Annotated in this window: 16 protein-coding genes and 1 pseudogene; 5 read left to right on the plus strand and 12 right to left on the minus strand. The window is 61.4% G+C overall.

Annotation, left to right across the window (positions count from 1 at the left end; translation table 11 throughout):
- Positions 1-7: 7 nt before the first annotated feature.
- Both VGO12_RS05205 and VGO12_RS05210 read right to left on the minus strand, forming a co-directional pair.
- Positions 8-1,600 carry an MFS transporter gene (locus VGO12_RS05205; protein WP_327511659.1) on the minus strand — a complete coding sequence of 531 codons (1,593 nt, stop codon included), beginning with the start codon at positions 1,598-1,600 and terminating at the stop codon, positions 8-10.
- A complete protein-coding gene (locus VGO12_RS05210; RefSeq protein WP_327511683.1) occupies positions 1,597-2,646 on the minus strand; it encodes an HlyD family secretion protein in 1,050 nt (349 codons plus the stop codon). Before VGO12_RS05210 ends, VGO12_RS05205 begins: the two co-directional genes overlap by 4 nt.
- Positions 2,647-3,368: 722 nt before the next feature.
- Between VGO12_RS05210 and VGO12_RS05215 the strand changes: the two genes are divergently transcribed.
- Positions 3,369-4,559, plus strand: a complete 1,191-nt coding sequence (locus VGO12_RS05215) for an MFS transporter (RefSeq protein WP_327511660.1) — start codon at positions 3,369-3,371, stop codon at positions 4,557-4,559.
- A 76-nt stretch (positions 4,560-4,635) separates the two neighbouring features.
- Here the strand turns inward: VGO12_RS05215 and VGO12_RS05220 are convergent, their stop codons facing one another.
- The 4 genes from VGO12_RS05220 to VGO12_RS05235 all read right to left on the minus strand — a co-directional run bounded on the left by VGO12_RS05220 (position 4,636) and on the right by VGO12_RS05235 (position 10,898).
- Entirely contained in the window at positions 4,636-7,089 is a 2,454-nt protein-coding gene (locus tag VGO12_RS05220) for an MASE1 domain-containing protein (protein ID WP_327511661.1), read from the minus strand.
- 323 nt (positions 7,090-7,412) lie between these two features.
- The gene (locus VGO12_RS05225) at positions 7,413-8,771 is read right to left on the minus strand and encodes an alpha/beta fold hydrolase (protein ID WP_414650679.1); all 1,359 of its coding nucleotides are present in this window, start codon (positions 8,769-8,771) and stop codon (positions 7,413-7,415) included.
- Entirely contained in the window at positions 8,768-9,085 is a 318-nt protein-coding gene (locus VGO12_RS05230; protein ID WP_327511686.1) for a (2Fe-2S)-binding protein, read from the minus strand. Before VGO12_RS05230 ends, VGO12_RS05225 begins: the two co-directional genes overlap by 4 nt.
- A gap of 415 nt (positions 9,086-9,500) precedes the next feature.
- Positions 9,501-10,898, minus strand: a complete 1,398-nt coding sequence (locus VGO12_RS05235; RefSeq protein ID WP_327511662.1) for a family 16 glycosylhydrolase — start codon at positions 10,896-10,898, stop codon at positions 9,501-9,503.
- Between the two features lie 320 nt (positions 10,899-11,218).
- Between VGO12_RS05235 and VGO12_RS05240 the strand changes: the two genes are divergently transcribed.
- A complete protein-coding gene (locus VGO12_RS05240; RefSeq protein WP_327511687.1) occupies positions 11,219-11,422 on the plus strand; it encodes a cold-shock protein in 204 nt (67 codons plus the stop codon).
- A gap of 41 nt (positions 11,423-11,463) precedes the next feature.
- On the opposite strand, the pseudogene VGO12_RS05245 reads toward VGO12_RS05240, so the two are convergent.
- The 4 genes and pseudogenes from VGO12_RS05245 to VGO12_RS05260 all read right to left on the minus strand — a co-directional run.
- Positions 11,464-11,583 (minus strand): annotated as a pseudogene (locus VGO12_RS05245) (LysR family transcriptional regulator); the annotation flags it as partial.
- A 91-nt stretch (positions 11,584-11,674) separates the two neighbouring features.
- On the minus strand, positions 11,675-12,457 hold the full coding sequence (locus tag VGO12_RS05250) for an SDR family oxidoreductase (RefSeq protein WP_327511663.1): 783 nt from the start codon (positions 12,455-12,457) through the stop codon (positions 11,675-11,677).
- A gap of 15 nt (positions 12,458-12,472) precedes the next feature.
- Positions 12,473-13,669 (minus strand): aminotransferase class V-fold PLP-dependent enzyme, encoded by a 1,197-nt coding sequence (locus VGO12_RS05255; RefSeq protein ID WP_327511664.1) that lies wholly within the window; start codon positions 13,667-13,669, stop codon positions 12,473-12,475.
- Positions 13,663-14,142: a RidA family protein gene (locus VGO12_RS05260; RefSeq protein WP_327511665.1), complete on the minus strand. Its 480-nt coding sequence runs from the start codon at positions 14,140-14,142 to the stop codon at positions 13,663-13,665. The genes VGO12_RS05255 and VGO12_RS05260 overlap by 7 nt, the downstream gene beginning before the upstream one ends.
- An 87-nt stretch (positions 14,143-14,229) precedes the next feature.
- On the opposite strand from VGO12_RS05260, the gene VGO12_RS05265 reads away from it, so the two are divergent.
- A complete protein-coding gene (locus VGO12_RS05265) occupies positions 14,230-15,162 on the plus strand; it encodes a LysR substrate-binding domain-containing protein (protein WP_327511666.1) in 933 nt (310 codons plus the stop codon).
- 281 nt (positions 15,163-15,443) lie between these two features.
- On the opposite strand, the gene VGO12_RS05270 is transcribed toward VGO12_RS05265, so the two are convergent.
- Together VGO12_RS05270 and VGO12_RS05275 are read right to left on the minus strand one after the other, a co-directional pair.
- On the minus strand, positions 15,444-17,138 hold the full coding sequence (locus VGO12_RS05270; protein ID WP_327511667.1) for a pre-toxin TG domain-containing protein: 1,695 nt from the start codon (positions 17,136-17,138) through the stop codon (positions 15,444-15,446).
- Between the two features lie 101 nt (positions 17,139-17,239).
- Positions 17,240-20,749 carry a hypothetical protein gene (locus tag VGO12_RS05275; protein WP_327511668.1) on the minus strand — a complete coding sequence of 1,170 codons (3,510 nt, stop codon included), beginning with the start codon at positions 20,747-20,749 and terminating at the stop codon, positions 17,240-17,242.
- A 455-nt stretch (positions 20,750-21,204) separates the two neighbouring features.
- On the opposite strand from VGO12_RS05275, the gene VGO12_RS05280 reads away from it, so the two are divergent.
- Entirely contained in the window at positions 21,205-22,491 is a 1,287-nt protein-coding gene (locus VGO12_RS05280) for a GGDEF domain-containing protein (protein WP_327511669.1), read from the plus strand.
- A gap of 192 nt (positions 22,492-22,683) precedes the next feature.
- Positions 22,684-23,220 (plus strand): 2'-5' RNA ligase family protein, encoded by a 537-nt coding sequence (locus tag VGO12_RS05285; protein WP_327511670.1) that lies wholly within the window; start codon positions 22,684-22,686, stop codon positions 23,218-23,220.
- Positions 23,221-23,268 lie beyond the last annotated feature (48 nt).

Raw genomic sequence — 23,268 nt, forward strand, 5'->3', positions numbered from 1 at the left:
GTCGATATCATCCGGTGGCAACCGACGCAGCGTTGGCGCGCTTAGCGAGCCCGACCTTGATCGCCACCAGCACGGGTGCGGCAAAGAGAAAGAGAAGCGCGACGGCGGCGAAGGCCGTGTCGAAGGCGATGACGGTCGACTGGCCAGTCACGGTCCGGCCGAGCATGCTCGTTGCTGCCCGGCCGGCCGCAACAGCGTCGAGGCCCTTCGCACCGAACATGGCCGTCGTGACGGCCAGCCGATCGACGACGGCCGGCGCTCCCGCCGTTATGCTGGCGCCAAGAACGGCCGTGTTTGCGGCCACGGCGTGGTCGATCAGTGTCTGCAGCCCTGCCACTCCCATGAGGCCTCCGAGCTGACGGCCGCTGTTGAAAAGGCCGATCCCTGCAGCAAGGTTGCGCTCGTCGAGCCTGCCGAAGGCGATCAGCGTGATCGAAAGAAACAGGAAGCCGAGGCCTGCCCCGCGCAACAGGATCGCCGCCATCATGTCCTGCGCGCCGCTCTCGCTGCTCGAGCCGGACAGCATCCACATCGCCGTCATGATCATCAGGATGCCGAAAGGCACGGTGGCAAAGGGCGGGACGCCGAAGACCTGCACGAGAATGGCCGTAACAAGCAGGGCCGTGACGAACATCGCGCTGCTCGGCAGCAGAAGTTGACCGGCGTCGGTGGCCGTGAAGGCGAGCACGGAAACGGCAAAAGACGGGATCAGGAAGGCGCTGCCGAACAGCGCGGCTCCGGCAACGAAGCTCACGATGAAGGCGAAGGAAAAATCCGCCGACGCAAACAGAGAGACATCGATCAGACCGCGGCCTGCGGCCACGACCTCGCGACCGAGAAACGCCAGCAACGCGACGGCAGCGATCACCGCCAGCCACAGGAGGTGCGGTTGCTCGAACCAGTCCCAACGGCTGCCCTGGCTGAAGACATAGGTGAGGCAGAAGAGGGTGACGGCGAGAAGGGCGAAGCCGATCCAGTCGAAAGGACGGCGCGAGGCTCTCGCCGGGATCGGGTCGTCCGCGGCGATCAGGAGCCCCGCTGCCGCCAGCGCGACGGGAACGACGCAGAAGAAGATCCAGGCCCAGGAATGGTTGTCGAGCAGCCAGCCCTCGATTGCGGGCGCAACCGTCGCGGGAGCGACGACGGAGCCGATGGCGAACAGGCATTGCAGGGACGGCTGGCGGGACGCCGGATAGGCGAGAAAGATCGCCGCCTGGCCCGTGACAAGCAGGATGCCGCCCGAAAAACCCTGCACGAGCCGAAGCGCGACCAGCAGGTCCAGACGTGTGGTCACCGTGGCGATGGCGCAGGCGGCCGCCATCACGAGAACCGAGCCAAGGATCAGGCTGCGTGGGCTGATCCGTTCCATCAACCCGGCTGCCGCCATGAACCCAATCAGCTTGAGCGCGGTATAGCCGATGTCCAGCCAAGCGAACTCGTCGGGCGTGGCATAGGTGTCGCCGATCATGTCGGCGCGACCGAGGGCGAGCACGGTGCTGGCGATCGCCTCGGTCAGGGCGGCCAGAACGATGCCGGTGACGAAGAACGGCCCTGCCATCGAACGGCCGCGATCAGGCACTGCCGCAAACACAGTGGTCATGACCTGCGTCCGAGGTCGACTTCGACACGGGCGGAAAGGCCGGGCACGAGGCGGCCGGGCAGCGGATTGCCGGTAAAGCGAATCTTGACGGGAACACGCTGGACGACGCGAACAAAGTTGCCGGTCGCATTGTCGGCGGGAATAAGGCTGAAGGCCGAGCCGCTTCCGGGCGCAAAACTGTCGACGACGCCCTCCAGCGTCTCGTGCGGGTAGCCGTCGACCGTGATGCGAACGCTCTGGCCCGGCCGGATGTGCTCAAGCTGCGTTTCCTTGAAGTTCGCCACCAGCCAGACATCATGGATCGGAACGACATCAAGCTGCGACACGCCCGGTGCGACGAACCGGCCGACGCGAACCTGGCGGTTGCCCACCACGCCGCCGACCGGCGCACGAACGACGGTGCTGTCGAGATCGATCTGGGCAAGATCACCAGCCGCCCTGGCCTGCGCCACGGCAGCGACCGCGGCCTGACGCTGGGCGGCGAGCACGGCGGTGCGTTGCTGCTGCGCCTTGACCGTTGCCGAGGCCGCAGAGAGGTTCGCCTCGGCCCGCGCCCGCGCGGAATCGCTTTCGTCGACATCGGACTGGCTTACGGCATTGCTGCGAATGAGATGTCGCCGCCGCTCGGACGCCTTGTTTGCGAGATCCAGTTCGGCCGTCGCCGCAAGACGCTGGGCTTCGGCCTGCCGGATGAGGCTGTCCTGAAGCAGCACCTCGGCATCGACATTGGCAAGCCGGGCATTGGCCGCCTCGACATTTGCCACGGCCTGGGCAAGGCGGGCGCGATAATCCCGATCGTCGATCCGAAACAGGATGTCGCCCGCCTCGACCGCCTGGTTGTCAAGAACCTCCACGTGCGTGACATAGCCGGAGATCTTCGGCGCAAGTGCGGTGACGTCACCCCGCACATAGGCGTTGTCGGTTGACGCGGTATCGCCCGAACGGGCCCAAACCCATCCGCCGGCCGCGGTCACCACCGCTGCAAGGCACACAAGCAAGCCGGCGATCTTCTTGCCCGTCTTCGGCTTCGCAACAGGGTTGATGATGGTGACGACCTCGCCCTGAAGAGGGTCCACGTCGCGGTTCCCGCCATCTTGCGGGCCAAGCAGCACGGATCCGCCGCTGGAAGAAACGTTCGGCTTTGATTTCCGGTCGGTTGCCATGGGGCCTCGAATATTATCAATCATTGGCAGAGCCAGGTCGCCATCGGCCACATGCCCGGCCGGCACCTAGCGGCTGCAAGGTCGCCATCAGCCGCTTGCTCGCGATCTGCGGCGGAGTCTAGGCTGGCCCTCGCCGATCCGCCATTACACCGTCGCATAGGGTGTCTACACCGACCGCATGATGCGAGCTGTCCGGGAAACCATCGGTGTTTCAACGGCGTGCTCGAACGGCCGCACCCGCCGGCTTGTTCCTGCCAAACACGTCACGTTCGATGGTCGAGCGGCACACCTATGCTCGCAACGAGTCTGGATCTGATTACCGAACCAGCGCCTGCGCGAGGCATGCGCGTGAAGGGAGCGGCCGTAGACTTCCGACAAGACAACGATTCCGGTCGTTCAAGGTCGCGCAACTTGTCATGATCGACTCGCTGACCGCCCCGATGATAAGATCGCGGGGTGCGGAACTGCGCTCCAGCCGACGCCGGCGCACAGGTGCCCGTAGACCCCATCGGAGCCACAAGGCTGGCAGGTCTCAATTCGTCGATGCCAACGGCTGAATCTTCCGTTGCGGGATGCGAGGGTGGTCGTCATGGAGAGAGAAGATCGTGGCTGCCTCCCATCCTGAGACGTCCCAAATCCACATGTCTCTGGCGATCGGTGCGATTGCGGCCCAGGTCATCGGCGGGCTCGTTCTGCAGCTGTCGCCTTTCATGATCGGCGGCATCATCGACGGGCTGTCCCTATCCGAGCGCGACGCCGGCCTAATCGTTTCCGTCGAGTTTGTCTTGCTCGCGGTCACCGCGATCATCGTGGCGCCCATCCTGCCCCGGCTCGTCTATCGACGCGTCGGATTCCTTGCCGTGGGGTTGGTACTCCTTGCCCAGGGGGCGTCGATCTTCAGTACCTCGTGGGCGTCGCTCATTGTTCTGCGTGGCCTGGCCGGCATCGGCGAAGGCCTGCTTTACGCGGTGTCCCTTTCCATTGTCGCCTCCCAGTTCCGCAACCCGGACCGGGTTTATGGATACTTCCAGATCGTCTGGGCGCTGGGCAGCGTTGCCCTGTTCCCGGTTGCCGGTGAGCTCACTGTCGCCTTCGCGCATCGCGGTATCCTCGCGCTTGCTGCAGGTCTGACGCTCGCAATTGCGCCTCTGCTGCTGCTGCTTCGGCATATCCGCACAGAGCCGGGCGCCCGCGCTGCCGCGGAAAAGGCTGACACCTCTCCGCTACGCGGCATCATGACATTTGCGGCGATCGCCCTGTACCTCACCGCATCCGCCGCAATCTACGCGTTTAGCGCACCGCTTGGTGAACGGGCGGGGCTCGACGCGCGCGCCGTCGGCTACGCCCTGACGATCATGACGCTGGTGGGCCTTGTGGGCGCGGGCGTCGCCACGACGCTCAACATTCGCTGGGGACGGACAATTCCCATAACGGGCTTCTGCGTCGCCTTCATACTGATCTCGCTGACGCTATGTCTCTCGCGCAATCCGACCGCCTATGTCGTCGCCCTCGTCGGATCGGGCGTCGTCTACTACTTCTCGATTCCGTATCTGTTCGGCATGGCCGCGGCACTCGACCGAAACGGCCGCTGGGCGGCCGCGGCGGGATCGGCCTATCTAATCGGTTTCGCCGCCGGTCCGGTGGTTGGCGGCGCCGTGATCGAGGCCGCAGGATATGGTGCGCTCGCCGCGCTCTGCATCGTTCTGACCATCGCGGCCTGGGGACTTACCCTTCTCGTCAACCGCGGACTTGAAGAACGACCACAGGGCTCGCCCGCCGATAACGTCCTGGCATGACCCTAAGCTCCACGGTTTCGGCCTGGTCGGCCCCCTTTCGCGACCGAGGCCGCGCATGCGTGCCGCCATTCCACCATCACGCTTGGGAAACGCCCGCGGAGTGAGCCCTCTCAAGCCCACCGACATCGCCCGCCTGCGCCTCGATAACCGCACATGGAAGCGTGAATGCCACGGTCGCTCCCCCTGTCCGGTTGTTCGCGGTCCAGAGGCGTCCGCCGTGTGTCTCGACAATCGAACGGCAGATCGCAAGCCCCATCCCCATCCCGTTCCGTTTCGTCGTGAAGAACGGCTCGAACGCACGCTCGGTGTCGGCGAAACCCATCCCGGCATCGCGTACCTCTATGCGAACGGCGCCAGGCTCGTCTTGGCGAGAGCGTATCTGAAGCACCCTTGTCACATCGGCGACAGTGTCCATCGACTCGATCCCGTTCCGTATCAGGTTCACGAGCACCTGCTGGACCTGGATTCTGTCGAGCACGACGGGCGGCAGGCCGGACTCGAGATTGAGCTTGATGCGCGTGCCTTTTGCCGTGGACTCGCCGGCCATCAGACGGCAGACCTCATTGATCAGGCGATTGATGTCGTCCGGCAGCCTCACGTTCTCCGCCTGGCTGAAGAGGGCGCGAATATGCCGTACGACGTCGGAAGCCGAATTGGCGTCGCGGGTGATCCGCTCGGTCGTGACCTTTGCTCGGTCGACGTTTGGAGGCTCGGCCGACAGCCAGCGGTGGCAGGCCTGTGAGTTGGCGACGATAGCCGCCAGCGGCTGGTTCACCTCATGCGCGATGGATGCCGAAAGCTCCGCCAGGCTCGCGGCCTGTGTCGCACGCGCAAGCTTGTCGGAAGCCCGACGCAACCCCTCTTCCGCGTGCACCTGGTCATCGATATCGTGACAAAGGCCAAACCACTGCACGATACCTCCGTCCTCATCTCGCATCGGCACCGCACGGCCAGACATCCAGCGATATACGCCGTCGTGCCGGCGCATTCGGTAATTCATGGAAAATGGTTCGCCCGTCCGCAGGCAGCGTTCGAAGACGTCCCAGACCTCATCCGCGTCATCCGGATGAAACATCTTGCTGAACACGTCATCCAGCTGTTGCCTGTCTTCCATGTTCAAGCCGAAAAACTCCGCCATGTGCCTGTTGGCCAGCGTCGTCTCGCCTTCCGGCGTCACGCGCCAGAGGTGGCTGGGGATCATATCCACGAGCGTCGACAATTCGCGCTCCCGATCGTGCAGGGCCTGCTGCCCACGCATTTCATCATCGATATCGATGGAAACGCCGTACCATTCGGCGATGGTTCCGTCGTCGTCGCGTCGAGGTTCCACCCGGCATTCCGCCCAACGATAGTCTCCGCCCTTCTCGCGCCAGCGAAACCGCATAACTGAGGGATTTCCGGTTTCGAAGCTGTGCCGCAAGGCCTCCAGCATACCGGGAGCGTCGTCGGGATGGGCAAGTTCCTGAACCAGTCGCTCGATACGTTTGGCCTGGGCAGGTTCGAAATTCGGTATCGCTCGGAAATGGTCCTGGTACCGCTTGTTGAAATACAACGTGTCACCTGTGGCCGTCGCGCTCCAGATCCGGACAGGAAGCGTATCGATCATCCGATGCAGCTGCCGTTCCCGCTGGCCCAACGCGAGCAGCGCCTGGTGGTGCTGCCTCGAGATGGCGGCCACGATGAGCACGGAAAATGCCGAGATGACCAGAAACAATTGCAGCATCACCTGCTCTTGCCGCTGCGTCTCCGGATCACCGACAAACTGGCTGGCGCCGGAAATGGTGAAGACCACGGTGATCAGGGCGAGAAGCGCCAACGAAATCGCCGCACCTCTGAACTCAAAGCGTACTGCGGCCCAGAGCAGCGGCGGCATGACGACGTAGGCAGAGGCCAGGTGACCGCTCAAGGACAGGGCGGAGACACCGAGAAAGATCATTCCGAGGACGCATGCTTCGATCCAGCGCGCATCCTGGAGGCGTGTGTGGACCCGCCAGTTCTGGAACACAACGAGCGCAAGCGGCATGACGATCAGCACCCCGGTAGCGTCTCCGAGCCAGAACAGCGGCCAGGCTGCGGTGAACGACTGCGTGCCAAACCAGGCAAGTGTCGCACTTCCGACTGTGGCACTTGCGACTGGTGCAATTCCGGCGCCAAGGGCTACGAGGGCCAGCACCTCCTGCAAGGATTCCAGCCGAACCGTCTGCCCGCAGGCCCTTGTTATGAGCCATGCGCCAACCACGGCTTCAAGGGCGTTGCCGGCATTGATCATGATGGCGACAGGCAGCGGGTTGTGGAACCATAAGACATTGGCGAACAGTTCCGACAGAAGGCCACCCACGACCCACCACGGCCAACTGCGCCTTGCGGTAAAGACAAGCGTCGCCATGAAGAGCCCGCTCGGGGGCCAGATCGAGATACCGGTTCCCGGCACGATTGCAAGCGCCTGCGCGAAGCCACACCCGAGGACATAGGCGGCAAAGAACGCCGCGAAGTGCCAGAATTGCGGAGGATGCGACAGGACGCGCGTCATTGCCTTCTCCTCCTGCCGGACAACGACAGTCTCGAACAGGCAGCGCTGGGTATGGCATCTACCATCATCATCTGGGCTTACCGTTGGGGTGCACGTCAGCGCAGCTTACCACAAATTGGTCCAGCTCGACCCTTGCCGGCACCTGTGCCGCGCGCACTCCGCCTCGATCTTCCGGGATAGAGCCAGTGGGGTTGCGCGGAGGTCGCCGTCGACCTTCGAATTCCTGCGTGCTTTGTCCTTCGACCGCCGCCCCCCCCCGAGCGTGGCTCCCGACGACATCATGCGCAAGGAGCCGCTTTTGGGGCAAGGCGCGTCATCGGCGGTCAATCTTGGGACAAAGACCGCGGAGCCTCGCGGGCATGCGATATCCTCCAGAAAGGTCGCTTGACTTCGACGAGTTGACGTCGGGGATCGCCGGCTTTCGCCCGGTCGCGAATGAGCGCCACGAGGTCCGCCCTGACGGCCGGGTCGGAAAAGTAGCTGTGGCCGATGAAGCTGGTGCCCCCGTCGAACTCGATGAAGTCGACCAGTCTGCCCATCTGGGACGCTCCCCATCTGGATGCCGCCTCGCGCCTGTCCTTCGGTAGTTTTTCGACATCGAGCTGGCCCAGCCGCAGGACGCTGCCGGATAGAAGCGTCGATGCACTCAGGGCCTTGTCCCCGGGCGAAGAGTAAACGGTCAGGTGCATGGCGCCCTGGGGCGGTAACCGGCTTGGCCTTGCTTCACCGCCAAAGGCGAGGTCCGGGTCCGATACCCATGCGAACAACTTGGATGACGCAACATCCAGATCAATGTCAGGCGCGAAAAATACCGCGTTGGCGATCTTGTAGCGCTGCCAAAGCGAGGATCGGCTAACATAGGCTTCGATGGCGAGTTGCTGAACGACGCTCGCGAGCACATCGGTTCCGCGGCTATGGGCCAAGAGGTGAACCCGCTCGACGCCTTTGGCCTCGGCGATGATGCGAATAGCCTTCTTGAAGTCGGCAACTGCAAACTCGCTCGACTCGCGGTCAATGTTGTAGCCAAAGAACGAGCCGCCCTTGCCGCCGGCAGGCCATGTCATGACGATGCAGGCAAACTGGTTCTGCAGCGATCTGCAAATCTCGGCCGTGGTGCGCGCCGCATCGTCGAAGCTGTTGTTGTATCCGTGGATAAAGACCACGACCTCCTTGCGTTTGGCTGTCGCCATATGACGCGCGACTTCGGCCCGTAGCAAGGTGGCCGCCTGCCCATGCGCTGCAACCGCCGCCGGCGTGCGGCGCAGCCCGGCGGTTGACCCCACGACGCCGTATGGCGTCGCCGGAAACCGCCCCAATTCGAATTTTCGACCGACACTGAACTCCTTTTTGCCGTTGGGGGAACTGCCGGTCGGCACGATCGATACAGTGCCGAAGCCGAGGAATATGGCCCTTTCGGCGCCATAGGACAGCGTACCGTCCGAACCTGTGACAGGTGCCCGGTCGGTCACGTAGAGCAGATCGAAGGCTCCGGAACTCTTGCGCGGCCGAACCTCCCGAGTGTGCTCCATTAGCGACGGCGCTAGAGCGCGATCGGTCGCGACCTCGTGCTGTGCGATACAGCCGGTGAGGATGCCAAGCAGGAGCAGCCCACCGATTGTGCGATAAAATCGGCTTGTCTGCCACTCGGCCTTGTACCCACGGCGAGCAGAGGCTGCACTCACGACGCGGCCAGTCGGCACGCAACGGATGGCGTTGTCGCCGCTTTGCCCAGGTGACAATCGTTGCTTGATGATTGCGTCGCGGTATCCGCGGGACCGCAAGGATCGTGGGCGAGGTTGTAAGATCGAGCGCAGTCGCCGCCACGGGCCATTGCCAGCGTCTCGTCGACAAGGCGGCGGATCATTCTCGCGCAGCGGCCGCACCTGGCGGTACAACCGAGACAACCATAGACTTGGCTGATCGAACTCGGCTGCCCCGCCTCGACGGCGGAGCGGACGTCCCGATCGCTCAACACATTGCACGAACAGACGATCATGGCGTCTTCCTTCTCGAAGGCGATCTCATCCGGGGCAAATTCAGTCTGATAACGAAGGTCGGTACTCCCAGGGCCCTGGAACCCAGAGGAAGCGGTCGCGGTCGCCGAGGAGATTGCGCCCGATCGACCGAGCCGAGTACTGAACGGAAGCGTCGGTCGAGCGATGCCAAGGTTTAGGAAGCCCCCTGTCAGGAGCATGGACAATCTCCCGCCAAGGTCTGATGGCGCCGATACGATGGTGACCTTCAAGCCATCAAGGTCGCGCGGCACCCCGCGTTCTGGCAAGCGCATGCTGTGGGAGACGGCAAGCGCGATCAGGGAGGCGAGAACCAGGATCGGTCAGCGGAGGCGCGCCCCGCGCTCCGTATCCGAGAGGATCGGCAACCCTGCCGATCCCCGTGCACGCTTCGTCTGCCTAGAGGTACCAATCGGCGTCCAGCGAGTATGCCTCGATATAGTCGATCTTCATCTCAGCCCCATCGACGAAGTCGCTATCCGGCGTGCCGGCCATCCCACCGACGGCGAGATTGACAAGCATGTACATCGGCTCATGCATGTCAGCGGGCGTGTCTGTGCGCGCGATCTCGGCATCGTCGAAATACCAGACGATCTCGTCTTGCGTCCAAAGCACGCCGTATTCGTGGAACCCTTCGGTATCTGCGACCTCAACCGCGTCGCGGCTCATTGTGTGCGATCCGTTTTCATTGGAGTGGGCCGTGGTGATGACGGTGTTTTCGTCCTGACCGCGCATTTCCACGACGTCGAGTTCCGGTGGCCAGGAGCCGTCCGCAGGCAGCAGCCAGAAGGCAGGCCAGGCACCTTGATCGTCCGGCATGTCGGCCCGCATCTCGAAATATCCGTAGGTCTGGGCGAACGACGAATAGGTCGTCAGCATGCCGGATGTGTAATCATAGCCATTGATCTCCGCCTGGACCGATCCCGAGGCCTGCTCTGCAGTGATCGTCAGCACACCGTCTTCCACTGAAAACGGGTTGGCGGACGCCGTCGGTTGGTAGCTCGGGTTGATGTACCACTGCAGTTCGCCGTTGCCGGTCAGCGTTGCCCCCTTTTCCGGAGCCCACCAGTATTTCGCGTCCCAGGCGCCACCAGCGCCGCCTGTTAACCGAAGCGTGTCGAAATCGTCGGAGAACGTCCGCGTCAAGCCGGACCGGTCGAGACCCAACTTGAACTGGTCCTGATGCAGCTCGTCGGCCGTGGTATCGGCAAGCATGAGACTTTCGCTGTTGCCGAGATCGAGGCGGAGATCATCGCCCTCCTGAACCGCGCTGGCGAGAACCTGCTGGAACGAGGAGAGCCCGTAGCCTTGAAGGCGAACGGTGTCATTCGAACTGAAATCGGCGATGAGATCGCTGCCATTTCCACGCTCGAACGCAAAGGTATCGGCACCGCCGCCGCCGATCAGCACGTCATCGCCTGAACGACCATCGATTGTCTGGCTGCCCGAACCACCGGTCATGATATTGTCGGCACCGTTGCCGAATGCGTGCCGGTCGCTTCCGGTAACGGACAGGTTCTCGACGTTTTCCGGAAGGGTGTAGCTCATCCACGTATTGATCGTGTCGATTCCTTCGCCGGGAGCCTCGTCCACCCGGTTTGTCGATGAATAGAGGTAATAGATGTCATCACCCGTGCCGCCGATCATCGTCACATCGACGGAACTGTCACCCCAGAGGGAATCGTTGCCGGGCGTACCGTGAAGGGTCGGGCCGGATCCGGTCGCGGAAAACCATGCCGTCGAGCTTCCGCTGTAATAAACGGGTTGTCCCAGGGCGTTCATGGCCATTCTGCTCATCGAGAAGTCTCCTTCTTGAGTCAGCGCCCCTGCCCAATGACCTCCCTTTAGCATTTCCGGCTGTGGCCTGTCGCCCACACGATATTGGGGGCTCTGGCCACCCGCAGGCCTCCTCTATGACGATGCTGAACGACGCAGGCCGGCAAGTCACGGTTCCTCAAATGCCGGCGCATGCAACGGCACTGCGCCCGAGCCAGTTCCGCGCGCCGCGCCTCGGCGGTCGAAAATCACCGGGCTGGTACATGCGTGATTGCCGCCAAGGCCCGCGATGGATATGGTTCCGCGGTAAACGCAAAAACACTCATCTGACGAGGACGACCATGGCAACCGGCACTGTTAAATTCTTCAACCAGGACAAGGGTTTTGGTTTCATCACGCCCGATAGCGGTGGACCGGACGTCTTTGTCCATGTGTCGGCCCTCGACGGCGCAACCTCACTGCGCGACGGCCAGAAGGTCAGCTACGAGCTTGGCCAGGACCGCAAGACCGGAAAATCGAAGGCCGAAAACGTCAGGTCAGCCTGAGCGTCGCCTCCTACTTTTCGGGAATTCGCTTCGTGCATTCCTCACCTGCCCGGTCGCGCCAGCGACCGGGCAATTCCGATGATGCCGTCGCGCGACGCCGTCGGATCCGCCTTGTTCCAGGCAACCCCAAGCCCGATCGTCAGGTCGACACCACGCACGGGCTGCCATCTGGACACCGCATGGGGACGACCTCTGTAAGGATCGTTTGCGGTTGGCGTCGCGGAAGCGTTGCATGCCGCGAGACGTTGGAATTCATGCAAGCGTTGACCTGAAAGCGCCACCGTCGAGCAGGATGTTCTGGCCGACGATGTAGCCCGCGTACTGGCTGCAAAGGAATGCTGCGGCAGCGCCGAACTCCTCGATCGTGCCGAAGCGCCCGGTCGGATTTTCCGCATGAGCCTGCTGCCGCGCCTGATCGATGGAGATGCCCTGCAACTCTACCCTTCGCTGGAGAAGCACGGCGACACGATCGGTCTCATGCGACCCCGGCAGGAGATTGTTGATCGTTACGCCATGTTTCGCGACCTGCCTTGCCGTCCCCGCGACGAAGCCGGTCAGCCCGCTGCGCGACGCATTGGACAGCCCCAGCTCCGGGATCGGTGACTTTACCGACGCGGAGGTGATGTTGACCACGCGCCCCCAGCCCCTATCCATCATCCCGGGCAGAACCGCCTTCATCAGCAAGATCGGGGTCAGCATGTTGGCGTTCAATGCGCTCAGCCATTCATCCGTCTCCCAATCCGACCATAGCCCAGGCGGCGGTCCCCCTGCATTGGTGACGAGGATGTCGGCTCTCGGTTCCGCTTCCAGAAGCTTCTGCCGTCCGTCCACGGTCGTCACATCGGCTGCCACGGCATGGACCTCGGCACCTGTCAGCTTGCGAATCTCGCTTGCGCTGGACTCCAGCGTTTCAAGGCTACGACCGTTCAGGGTAACGATCACGCCAGCCTCCGCAAGCTTCTGCGCCACGCCTTTGCCCAGCCCTTTCGAGCTCGCGCAGACGATCGCGCGCTTGCCCCCTATTCCCAGATCCATGGCAGTTCCCTCCCTCTATCGGATCGCTTCTTTTGCGATGTGTTCAACCGCATCGACGAGGTCATCGACCTCCCCCGCAGTATTGAAGTAGCTGACCGAGGCTCGTGCTATTTCCTGTAGTCCGCGCGCGGTCATGTCGAAGGGCGTGTAGGGTACGCCGTTTGCACCGATCGAGAAGCTCTTTTCGGCCAGCCTGCTTCTGACAACCGATGCCGGAATTCCCGCCACGGTGAAAGAAACAAGGCCCGACTGTTTCGCGCCGAGGTCGCGGACCTCGACCCCCGGAATGCGTTTCAACCCCTTCCGAAGCTGGGTTGCGAGGAGGGCGATGCGGGCCTGGATTGCCTCGACGCCCAACTCTGAAGCCAGCGCGATCGCCTCGCCGAGCCCCAGGAGCAGTGATATGGGCGCTTCGGAGGTTTCGAACAGGCGAGCGTCTTTTCTCAGCTCGACTTTACCGTTCACGAGAGGGCCGGAGCTCACATCCACGAAAGCGGGATTGAGCGTCTCAAGGAACTTGGAGCGAACATATGCGAGAGCCGTTCCGCGCGGCCCTCTCAGGTATTTCCTGCCCGCCGCCTTGAGGACATCGCAACCGATCCTCGACACATCGACAGGGATCTGACCAAGTGCCTGCCCGGCGTCCACGAAGTACGGGATGCAAGCTGCGTTGGCGACCCGCCCGATGGCTTCGGCGTCGTTTATCAGTCCCCCATTGGCAGGAAGCCACGTCAGCGAGATCAGGCGCACCTTGTCGTCGATCATTGCGGAAAGGGCGTTCGCATCGACACTGCCGTCCTCGCTGCAGGGAATGGTCTCGATGCTTGCCCCGGCATGGGCTGCCGCACGCTGCATAGAGGCGACATTGCCGCCCCACTCCTGTCGGCCAATGAGAATGCGGTCGCCCGATCTCAGCGGTGGTAAGGCGGCGAACACGCTCCCCCATAGGGCAGACCCCGATCCACCGAACGCAACCTCGCCGTCCTCGGCACCGATCAATCTGGCAGCGTTGCTACGAAGCATCGCGACCTCGTCCGCAACCAATGCGGCAGCTTCCATCGGACCTCTCCTCGATTCCAGCATCAAGTGGTCGATAATGGCTTCGGTGACGCGCCTTGGCGGGAGCGAAGCTCCGGCGTGATTGAAGTGCCTCCGCTCGGCGCAGCCGGGCGTGTCGTTGCGCAGGCTGTCGATTTTTGCGTCGCTCAGCACCGGGTTTCCTCCAGTTCGACAACCGCATCGATCTCGACGGCTGCCCCCGCGGGAAGCGAACTGACACCGATGGCGGCCCTCGTGTGCTGCCCGGCTTCGCCGAACACCGCAACCATCAGGTCGGAGGCACCGTTTGCAATCTTCGACTGATCCTTGAATGCGCTCGTCGCCGCGACGAAGACGCCGAGCTTGACGATGCGACGGACCGACGACAGCGAACCGTCCGTTTGGGCGGCGATCTGTCCGAGAAGGTTGAGGGCGGCGATACGCGCCGCTTGCACCCCCTTCTCGGGAGAGATGTCCGCACCCAGGGTGCCTGCAATGATCTCACCATCCGGCGCCCTGCTGATCTGGCCGGAGATGAACAGGAGGTTGCCCGTGCGGACAACCGAAATGTAGTTCGCCGCCGGAGACGTCGGTGCGGGGAGTTCCAGGTCAAGAGCAGCCAGCTTGTCGCGGATGGATATCGTCATCGCTTTCTCCTTTTCTTTCTTGCTTCATGGAAGAAATCCGAGGAGCCCGCCAATTCAAAGCTTTGCGCCCTGTGATCGAATTCGTTAATGTCAGCCGTTATTCATCCGCGAGGCATCGGCACGTTGCGCAGCTCCCCATTCCTCCCACCCCTCTCCGCGGCCAGGGTCTTTCAGGTGGTGGCAAATCGAGGGAGCTTCCGATTGGCCGGCGAAGAGCTGCTCATTACGCAAAGCGCGGTGAGCCACCACATCAAGCAGCTCGAGAGTGCTCTCGGTACTCCGCTCTTTCGACGCAAGAGCAAGAGCATCGAGCTGACCGAGGCCGGCACGATGTTTCTTGCCACCGTCGACGAGGCCTTCGCTGTGCTGTCGGAGGGCACCGCGAGGGTGCGCTCGCGATCCGGGCAGACCAGCCTGCGTGTGAGCCTGCTCCCTTCCTTCGCTGCGAACTGGCTGATCAACAGACTTGGCGGGTTTCTCAAGAGCCACCCGGCGATCGAACTCGAGTTGGATCCGACCCTGCGCATTGTCGATGTCGGGCGCGGAGAAGCGGATGTCGCGATCCGTTTTGGCGATTTTGGCGCGAGCAAACAGTCCTGCCTGCACCTCGCGGACGAAGATCTGTCTCCGGTGTTGAGCCCCGCGCTTTACGGAGACGGCTCCCGGTTTCAATCCCACCTGGATCTTCTCGACCATGAGATACTGCAGGCCAAGAGCGGCCTCGAGTGGCAGCTGTGGTCGCAGGCAGCCGGATTTCCGCTGGAGAAAGCCAAACAGACCCGACTGACTGACTATAACATCGTGTTGCAAGCGGCCCTCGATGGTCAGGGTGTCGCCATGGGGCGCGGCCTTCTTGTTCGGGAGCATATTCGTGCCGGGCGGCTGGTCAGGCCCTTGTCAGCGTCAGTGAGGTCACAGAGAGCAGCGTATTGGGCAGCCTTCGATCCGCTCTCGAAGAAACGTCCCGCGATAGAGGCGTTTGTCGGCTGGTTGAAAAGCGAGATGGCCCTATCGGCCTAGAGTACGTGCGGTCGGTTTGATCGATGCGATCGCCGTCCCACCTGCAAGATCGGCGGGCGGATGCAGACGAATGGACGCACCGCCAGCGACTGGGCAGCTGCCGCCTCACCCCGGCGGCATGGAATGGAGTTGCCACGCCGCCAGGGTGAACGCCGGTTGATTTTCACACTGCCTGGTCGGAGTAGGCAATGCCCGACGCCAGCCAATCACTGATCTGGTTGTCCGAATAACCATATTCGTTCTTCCCAGCTGACCTGGGAGCTGCCTCGCGGCATGAACAGTCAAGGAACGATTTCGATCTTGATCGCATCAACGATCTTCTCCAAGCCTTCCGACTTGACCCATTTGCGACCAATCTTCGTGAAGATGTTCCCATAGAGGTTGCCGACGATATGTTCGTAGATGTGCGCGGTACGACTATCGCTGCATCGGATGATGATGTGACCCAAACTCGTTGAATTCTCGAGAACGAGTTGAGCCTGACGCAAGAACTGATCGATCTTGTCGGCGAAGCCGCGCCAGTGTCCGGACTTCTCAAGCTCTTTGAAAAAGACATCGTCATATTGGTTCTTCGATTTCTTCAAGATATCGGCGATCTCGGTGACCTCTTTCGAGTGTTTGTAATCGACGAGGTTGAGGGTCTCGGGTGAGCCTTTGCTTACCTCCAGATCATCGATCCTGACCTCGCGGCCGTCTTTTAGCTTGGCAGACTGCTCGTAATTCTTTCCGGTTTTCTTGACTTGGTATTTGCCCCAGGGCTTGTACTGGTCGCCCTGTCCCATTTCCCTCCGTGTGAATCCAACCTCCTTGTAGGCTTTTGTTTTCTCGGCTGCCGACAGGCCTTTCGGACCTGGACCTCCCTTCGACTTGGGTTTTGGACGCCGCCCCGCTCTCTCCCCGCCGCTTCCGGCGCCCGGGACGGCTCCCGGCATACTGGGGATCTGGGACTTCGGCGTTGCCGGCGCCGGGCTGCCTGCAGCCCTTGACGCCATCGTCGGGGCGTCCTGCACCTTTGCCGCTTTCTGCGAAATTGCCTTCTGGATGTCTGCAATCTGGTCGCCTGAAAGAACACGGCTCAGTTCCTGAACTGCCTTGTCTTGCGCCTTGCTCGCAGAAAGAACGCCGCTACCCACCTTTTCTGCCTCTTTTGCGGCGGTTCGCAGGGCAGTCTCATTGAGGCTTGCGACATTCTTGATGATCTGGATCGCTTCAGCGGGGGCCGCCTTCGAGACGGCAACCACCATGGCGATCGGAAGTAATGCTTTGACAGCAGCCTTGCTGCCGCGTTGGGCGACCCTGAGGCCCGCGCGGATTGCTTTCCACGCGGCACCGGCTCCAGGCAACACGGCCAGTGCCACGTTGAGGCACCGCGCCCAATCCGGAATTTTGTCGCCGGTTATGAGGTCTCGTCCCGTATAGGCCTCTATGAGACCCTTGATGTTCCCAATCACCGGCATGAAGTCGAGGGCGAGGCTGAGCGCTGTACCAAAGCAGTTGATGAAGTTTTCAGGTTTCAGGCATTCCTGTGCAGCCGAGAGGAAGAAGTCGAACGTGATCTGCGTGCGGGGCATCATGCCCACATTGTAGCCGCGGGTGTCGATCGTTCCGGGGAAACGAGACGGAGGCGGGTTCAGCGCTCTTAGCCGATCCTCCAGGACTTGTTCGGACAGGTTGACCCCGCTGTCCAACTGCTCACGCGCATAGGCAACGACGATCTCGAAGTCCTTTTTGGTAAGGCCGGCATCCAGCAGCAGTTTCTTGAACGCCGCTTCCTGGTTACGCCGCTCTGCCTCAATCAATTGCTGGGAAGGAAGCAAGGCGCGAAGCTGCTCGTCTCGATGAAGTCTGCCCGCTTCGGGAAGCGCTTGCCTGAACCTCTCCAGTTCCGACGACGGCCTGCTCACTCCCGGAGCACGGCACATGCGGTCCTCCGTGAGCGGAGTTGAGCACATTCTGTCGTTGAGCTCGTCGCCCATCGCCGGGCTCCTCCGATTGCCGTCCCTTCACGTGTCGCTTCGATCCGACGCACAATTGCGCAAGTGTTCAAAGTGCCATCCCTTGGCACAGCCGAAATGCGCTAATTGTCATCCGTGGGAAGTATGACGCTCGGACCTTCCACGACGACTTTCTTCTCGACCTCCGGATCCTCGAGCTCGCCGCCGAGCACGCGGGCGGCGTACCGGACATTCTCCAGCTCGATTTTCCGGACCTCGGCCTGAGCCCGCTTCACATCGACCGCCCGGTGACGGGCCTTGAATTCCTCTATGAGCGAATGTGTCGCGGGGAGGGCTTCGATAAACAGCGACCCCGACGGGACCGTGACCATATCGTCGGCGCGTCGACTGGCTGTCAGCAGCCTCTTGAACTGCGCCTGGAGCTGGTCCTTGATCTGATTGAATTCGGCGTCGTCCAGTTGATCGCGCAGGCAACAAACATAATCGGAAAAGTCTTCGAGCGACCAGTTGCCGAGATCGTCCGGATCCACCAGGGCATTGAAGGCATGGTCGATGTACGGCGCCATCATGAAATCGGTCAAAGCATTGGATTCTTTCAATGGGAATACGGCGTAGTTGCCCTTGAACCCGAGAAGTCCCTCCAGGTCGGCGACCTGAGACAGCGCCACATAGTGCAGTTGCTGATCGAAATCGGGGTGCAGCTCATACTTCGTCTCGACTTCGTATGTGCGCACCGGAGATGGGCCGAAGCTTGGAAGCGTCCTGTGCGCCATCGCCGCCATCATGTCCGCGCGCGGCGCGCTGAAGTCGACACGGATAGACTTGCGCCTTTTGCGCAAGACCGGCGTTTTCGTGTTGTGCAGACGGAAGAAGCGCTGATCCGGGGGCTCATGACCCCATATAGCTTGCATATAGAAAAGGATGTTCTGTTTGACATGTATGCGCAGCCTGGCGATTTGGGTCAGGTGATTGACATGCTCCCTGAACGCCTCGGAATAGGCACTGACCAGCGTATTCAGCGCTTCGGTTTCCTTCCCGATCTGCCCGGCAACGTCATTGATATCGTCCGTGACGCCCTGGAGGGCATCTTCGACCGCAGCCTTGTCCTTGCGAAACTCCGAAAACAACGGATGGCCGAGTTCATCCAGGAATGACGACGTCTTCAGCAGCCGAAGATACTCCTTCAGGGCCATCATTCTGATTTGGAGGCGTTCCTGGATGGCTCGGAGCGACTGCGTCTTCTCGTTCTGTGCCTTCAGGCTGAGCTTCATTTGCGCGAGCGCCACATCGTCGCCCGCGATGTTCTCGGTCAGATATTCCAGAGCCGGGAGAAACGAATCGTCCAGAAGCACGCGCCGCAGGATCCAGTCGTAGGTCATCAGCCAATCGTTATCGATCTCGTCTGGCCTTGGCACTTCCTGAGCGACGAGAATAACCGGCGTTATCTTGTGAAGGCTCTCTATGACCCGGAAACGGCGTTGCAGCTCGTAGAACAGAAACGTTACGGCGATCTCGTCATTCGGGTTGGTGATCTCTGTCGTCTCCACCGTTTCGAGATCCTCGGTTTCTTCCGTGACCACTTCAGTGGAACGCTCATTCTTGTAATCCTGTGCCGATTTGGTGACGGCTTCGTGGAAGGACTTCTTGATGTCATCCGACGACTTGCTGGCGTCCCGGGTAAAGCTGCTCGTTACCGTATTGTCCGTGCTTCCAAGTCCTGGGACCTTGACGCTGAATGTATGCTGGGTGGTCAGGTTGAAGTTGGTCCTGACTGAAGCACGGCGCACGATCTCCTCTTCGGCACGCGCCGTCAGCGTGGTTTCCTCGCGCCAGCTCCGAACATTGTTCTCCACTTCCTTCTGGTAGCGCTTTTTGTGCAGCTTCCTGGTGACGCTGATTTTCTGGACCTGTTTCGGGGCAAGCGTGATGGTTCTGACCAGTTCGCCCGCCTGGTACGCCTGCGGTCTCCACTCTTGATTGTAGGTCAGGAGAATGCCGAAGTTGATGCTGCGCTCCTTCTGGTTCGCGGCGTAAATCGTAAAATTGAAAGGCTCCTTTATCCTCTGCTCCAGGTCCTGGAGAACCTGGGGCAGTTCGTCGGCCACCCCGATTGATCCAAGGCGATGGTCACGGGCATCGCCCCACGACGTGTCGGTGACCCTCGTGCCACCCGACCAGCTCGAACTATCGCCGCCATCAGCGCCGTCACGATGGTCCCTGACCGTTCTGGCGACGCGCCTGCCCAACTTCACGAAGCCGCGGCCGACATTGCCTGTGAAATTGAACGCGCCTGGATCCGCGCCCAAGGCGACGATCCTGTCGAAGGCATCTTCGGCGAGATCGACCACTTTCTGATCGATCACCTCCTGCCAGACATGCTCGAACGCAATCTGAAGATTGTGAAAATCGAAATAGGCAGGCGTGTCCGCCGGGCTTCGTTCCAGCGACAGCTGTTTTATCTGCCTCTCGACTTCGATCTTGTCCGATCGGGGCGTGAGGCCGTTGACCACCTGCTCCTCCGGGGAGGTCAAGGTGCTCATCAGATGCGACAGGTGCCGCTTTATATCGCTTTTGGTGATCTCGTCGTCGTCCGGGATAATCGCACCGGTCCCGTCCGCGTCGTCGCCTGTGCCCTCATCTGAACTACTCGTTGCAACGTTCAAAAGCGCAGCGGCTCGCCTTTGCCTTTGCGACAAGTCGCGACAAACCTTGACCAGAGGGTCTTCTCGGATCAGGGCCGCGTTTCCGTTCTGGGTATCGACCGACGGTGAAGGTCCCAGAACCTTCGCCATATCCATCTCATCAATGAAGCCGTCCGCGTCGCGAAACGGCTCGAGCTCTTGCCTCTGGTCATCGGACAGGCTGACAAAACCGCGGCGCGGCGCCCGGGCGGCCGGGTCGTTGACGACGGTCCTGATCGCATCCGCCATCACGGCAACGCTTTTGTCGAGAACGCTCTGACCTGGCAGAACCAGCCGTTCAGGGTTCACCAGGTTTTCGGTCACGGAAGAGAGATCTTTGATCAACTGCGGCTTGACGTCGTTATGGAAGACCTCAAGTCGCGCCGCGTCTAATTCCAATTGCTTTCGCGTCAGATCCGCCAAGCCTGAGCGCATAGCCTCGCGTCGCCCTTCGAGGGCAGCCAGCCTGACGAGAACACTTTCGGACGGCTCGTTGTCCGTGAGCTTCAGGGTCGGCAGCGGGATACCGGCCTTTGTCAACTGATCAGAGGAAAGGCGGATCAGGAACGTCTCGAAGCGCCCCGCATTCTGGCGTACGGCCAGGGAGAAATGAAGAATACGGGCGTTCGGATCCTGGCCGGTTTCCTCCGGCGCCACCACCATGAGCAAAAGGTCCGGCCGTTTCTCCTGTTCATCCCGAATCCTGAATTCGGCATCTTCGAACTTGTACCCGAATTCGCCGGCAGCATTCGTCGCGACGGAACAGATGCGATCGCCAAGCGCCGACAGCCCTGCCGAGCCGGCCGTCCGTTCAACGCCGGTAAACGAGGCACCGTCGAGTGCCAATTCCTCGGGCCGCGTGTCGGGATCGAGATCATAGACGACCACGAGCAGATCCGGTACGCCGAGGCCGCTTTCCTTATGTGTAATCTTGCCTGTGATCTCGTTCATGGCAGTACCTCCAGGCTCGGGTCGGTTAGGCCAACGACGAGCGTGCTACACCGAAGAGAGAGGTCGACTATGGAACCGCATGAGGTATTTGCAGATCGGCTTTGGAGGACAGGATACCATCGAACCGATAACCAGCACCCATTGAAATCTACGGCTATTAGTGGCCGACACCGCGCGTTCGCACCGTACCTATGCGGGCTGTCGCCTTATGGCCGGTGGTGAAACGCAGTCCGACCTTCGTCTACGGCATGAATTGCCGCTTGTTCGTCGCCCTGAAAGGGTGCTCGAGGCGGTGAGCGCAGTGGTTCAGATAAGAGCGGTGCCAGCGGCTAGTCCGACACCATGTATCAAGTCGAGACGCAGCCGTAGGGCTCATTAAGCCAAGTCGGTAACGCCCGTCACTGTCATGCCGCACATTCTTGCCATTGTGCATCCCTCCCCTAGATGGCCAGAGCATGGATACGAGACGAGCATCAGGCGTTTCACGCGCAAGCGAGCTTTCGGCGCGAACAGCCTCCCAACGTTTGCCCCCGACGGTCGTCAACGAAGTCGATCGCCTTCTTGCGGGACGCACACGCGACATTCGCTTGAACGCGGAACTTGCCCGGCGCTTCCGTGCGCGCTCATGGCCGCAGGCGTCGAAGATCATCCGCGCCTGGATGATCTGGGTGGTCGTGCTCGATCTCCTGACCCTTGCCGTCAATGCGGGCTTGCTGCCGAGCGAGACCGTCAGGTCCATGCTTCTGCCGGCGTCCCTCCTGCCGCCTGCCGCAATCGTCACGGCGATCGTGTTCCTGAAGCCGCGCGGGATCTGGCTGGAAGGTATTGCGCTCCACGCAGGCGTGTTCCTGATCCTGCTTTCGGTCGCCCTGGTCGGCGTCAACACGGGTGGCGAATACTATGAGCGACACCTGACGATCATGCTTTTTGTCGCGGTCACCGCGATCATCATATTTCCCGTCCCGCTCGAGTGGTCGATTGCAATCGCCGTCTTCGCGCTTGGGCTCTATCTTGTCTTCCAGATGCAAAACCCCGCAATCACCACTGAGAACGCTCTGGCAGGTGCGCTCTTTTTCGCAAGCGGCGTGGTCGCAACCGTTGTTGCGCGCAGGACTGCAGGCATCCTTGCGCACAAGACCTTCCTGCTCGAACTGCGCGATCGGTCTCGCCTCACCGAGCTGACGGACGCAAATTCACGGCTCGAGCTGCTTGCCCGAACGGACCCGCTCACCGGTATCGCGAACCGGCGCTGGATGATGGAAACGCTCAGTCGCGTATGGAGCGACGAGATCGCGCAAAGCCAGGGTGCCGCAATTCTGATGTGCGATATAGACCACTTCAAACAGCTCAACGACAGCCTCGGCCACGCCGAGGGCGATCGCTGCCTGGTAAAGGTCTCCGGCATTATCCAGAGCAGCTCGCGTGACGATCGCGACCAGGTCGCGCGTTATGGCGGCGAAGAATTTCTCATCCTTCTTCGCGACGCCAATCAGGAGGATGCCGTGTCGGTGGCGGAGCGAATTCGACGTCGCGTTGAGGCCGCGTCATTGCCAAATCCGAGGTCAAGCGTTGGCGCCTATGTCACAGTGAGCATCGGACCGGCAGTGCTGGACCAAGGCGGTGCGACCGTATCTTCAGAAGGCTTGCAGCGGCAGGCGGACGAAGCCCTCTACGAGGCAAAGAAAAATGGACGCAACCAGGTGATCGTCTATGGGCCGTCCCTCCAAGTGGCCTCAAAATGAGCGCTCGAGTAAACTCGCGCACGCCAGCATCCGCCCTCGAGCCAGTGCAGCAAACCTTGGTATGAAAGGGGCCCTGGCGCCGAACGATGGGCAGTGCCGATGTAGCCGACATCACATGAAGAGCGCTCGCTGGGCAGGCTGGTTTGCACATCTGCCCATAATGTACGTTCCTCGCATCGACAGGATTTTGCATTGAAGACCCGCAAGCCGCTTATCCTCACCGCCCGGATTGCGAAGGCAGACCTTGAACCGTTCAATCGCCTTCGGACGGCACATTTTCCCCCGGACCGAAACTTTCTTGGGGCACACCTGACGATGTTTCATCGGCTGCCGGGCGAATACTGCGAGCGGATCGTCGAAGCGTTGCTGGCGGCGGCCGAGAGGCGTGGCCAAATCCGAGCGGAGGTTGCCGGTGTGCGCCATCTCGGCGCAGGCGTTGCGTTCACGATCAGCAGCCCTGCGCTCGACCAGCTTTATGGAGACCTGAGATCCACTTTCATGCCATGGCTCGGCGGTCAGGATTTGCAGCGCTGGCAGCCCCATATCACCGTGCAAAACAAGGTTTCGCGATCAGCCGCAGATAGTTTGCATCAGCAACTGACATTCGACTTCAAGCCGCGGCCGGTGACGCTGGAAGGGCTGGATCTCTGGCAGTATCTGGGTGGGCCCTGGCAGCTCGAACGGACGGTCAGTTTCGAAACAGTGTCCGATCGTTATGCGGCGCGATAGTGGCTGCTCGGTTTCCCGTGCGGCACGAGCCGTCTCACTCCGCCCTTA

The organism is Ensifer sp. (assembly GCF_035999135.1).
GTDB lineage: Bacteria > Pseudomonadota > Alphaproteobacteria > Rhizobiales > Rhizobiaceae > Ensifer.

What these genes read in the sequence shown, in the direction of transcription:
- VGO12_RS05205 (WP_327511659.1), bottom strand. Translation starts at nt 1,600, where the DNA reads ATGACCACTGTGTTTGCGGCAGTGCCTGATCGCGGCCGTTCGATGGCA.
- VGO12_RS05220 (WP_327511661.1), bottom strand. Translation starts at nt 7,089, where the DNA reads ATGACGCGCGTCCTGTCGCATCCTCCGCAATTCTGGCACTTCGCGGCG.
- VGO12_RS05230 (WP_327511686.1), bottom strand. Translation starts at nt 9,085, where the DNA reads ATGATCGTCTGTTCGTGCAATGTGTTGAGCGATCGGGACGTCCGCTCC.
- VGO12_RS05235 (WP_327511662.1), bottom strand. Translation starts at nt 10,898, where the DNA reads ATGAGCAGAATGGCCATGAACGCCCTGGGACAACCCGTTTATTACAGC.
- VGO12_RS05240 (WP_327511687.1), top strand. Translation starts at nt 11,219, where the DNA reads ATGGCAACCGGCACTGTTAAATTCTTCAACCAGGACAAGGGTTTTGGT.
- VGO12_RS05250 (WP_327511663.1), bottom strand. Translation starts at nt 12,457, where the DNA reads ATGGATCTGGGAATAGGGGGCAAGCGCGCGATCGTCTGCGCGAGCTCG.
- VGO12_RS05260 (WP_327511665.1), bottom strand. Translation starts at nt 14,142, where the DNA reads ATGACGATATCCATCCGCGACAAGCTGGCTGCTCTTGACCTGGAACTC.
- VGO12_RS05265 (WP_327511666.1), top strand. Translation starts at nt 14,230, where the DNA reads ATGTCAGCCGTTATTCATCCGCGAGGCATCGGCACGTTGCGCAGCTCC.
- VGO12_RS05270 (WP_327511667.1), bottom strand. Translation starts at nt 17,138, where the DNA reads ATGGGCGACGAGCTCAACGACAGAATGTGCTCAACTCCGCTCACGGAG.
- VGO12_RS05275 (WP_327511668.1), bottom strand. Translation starts at nt 20,749, where the DNA reads ATGAACGAGATCACAGGCAAGATTACACATAAGGAAAGCGGCCTCGGC.
- VGO12_RS05280 (WP_327511669.1), top strand. Translation starts at nt 21,205, where the DNA reads ATGGATACGAGACGAGCATCAGGCGTTTCACGCGCAAGCGAGCTTTCG.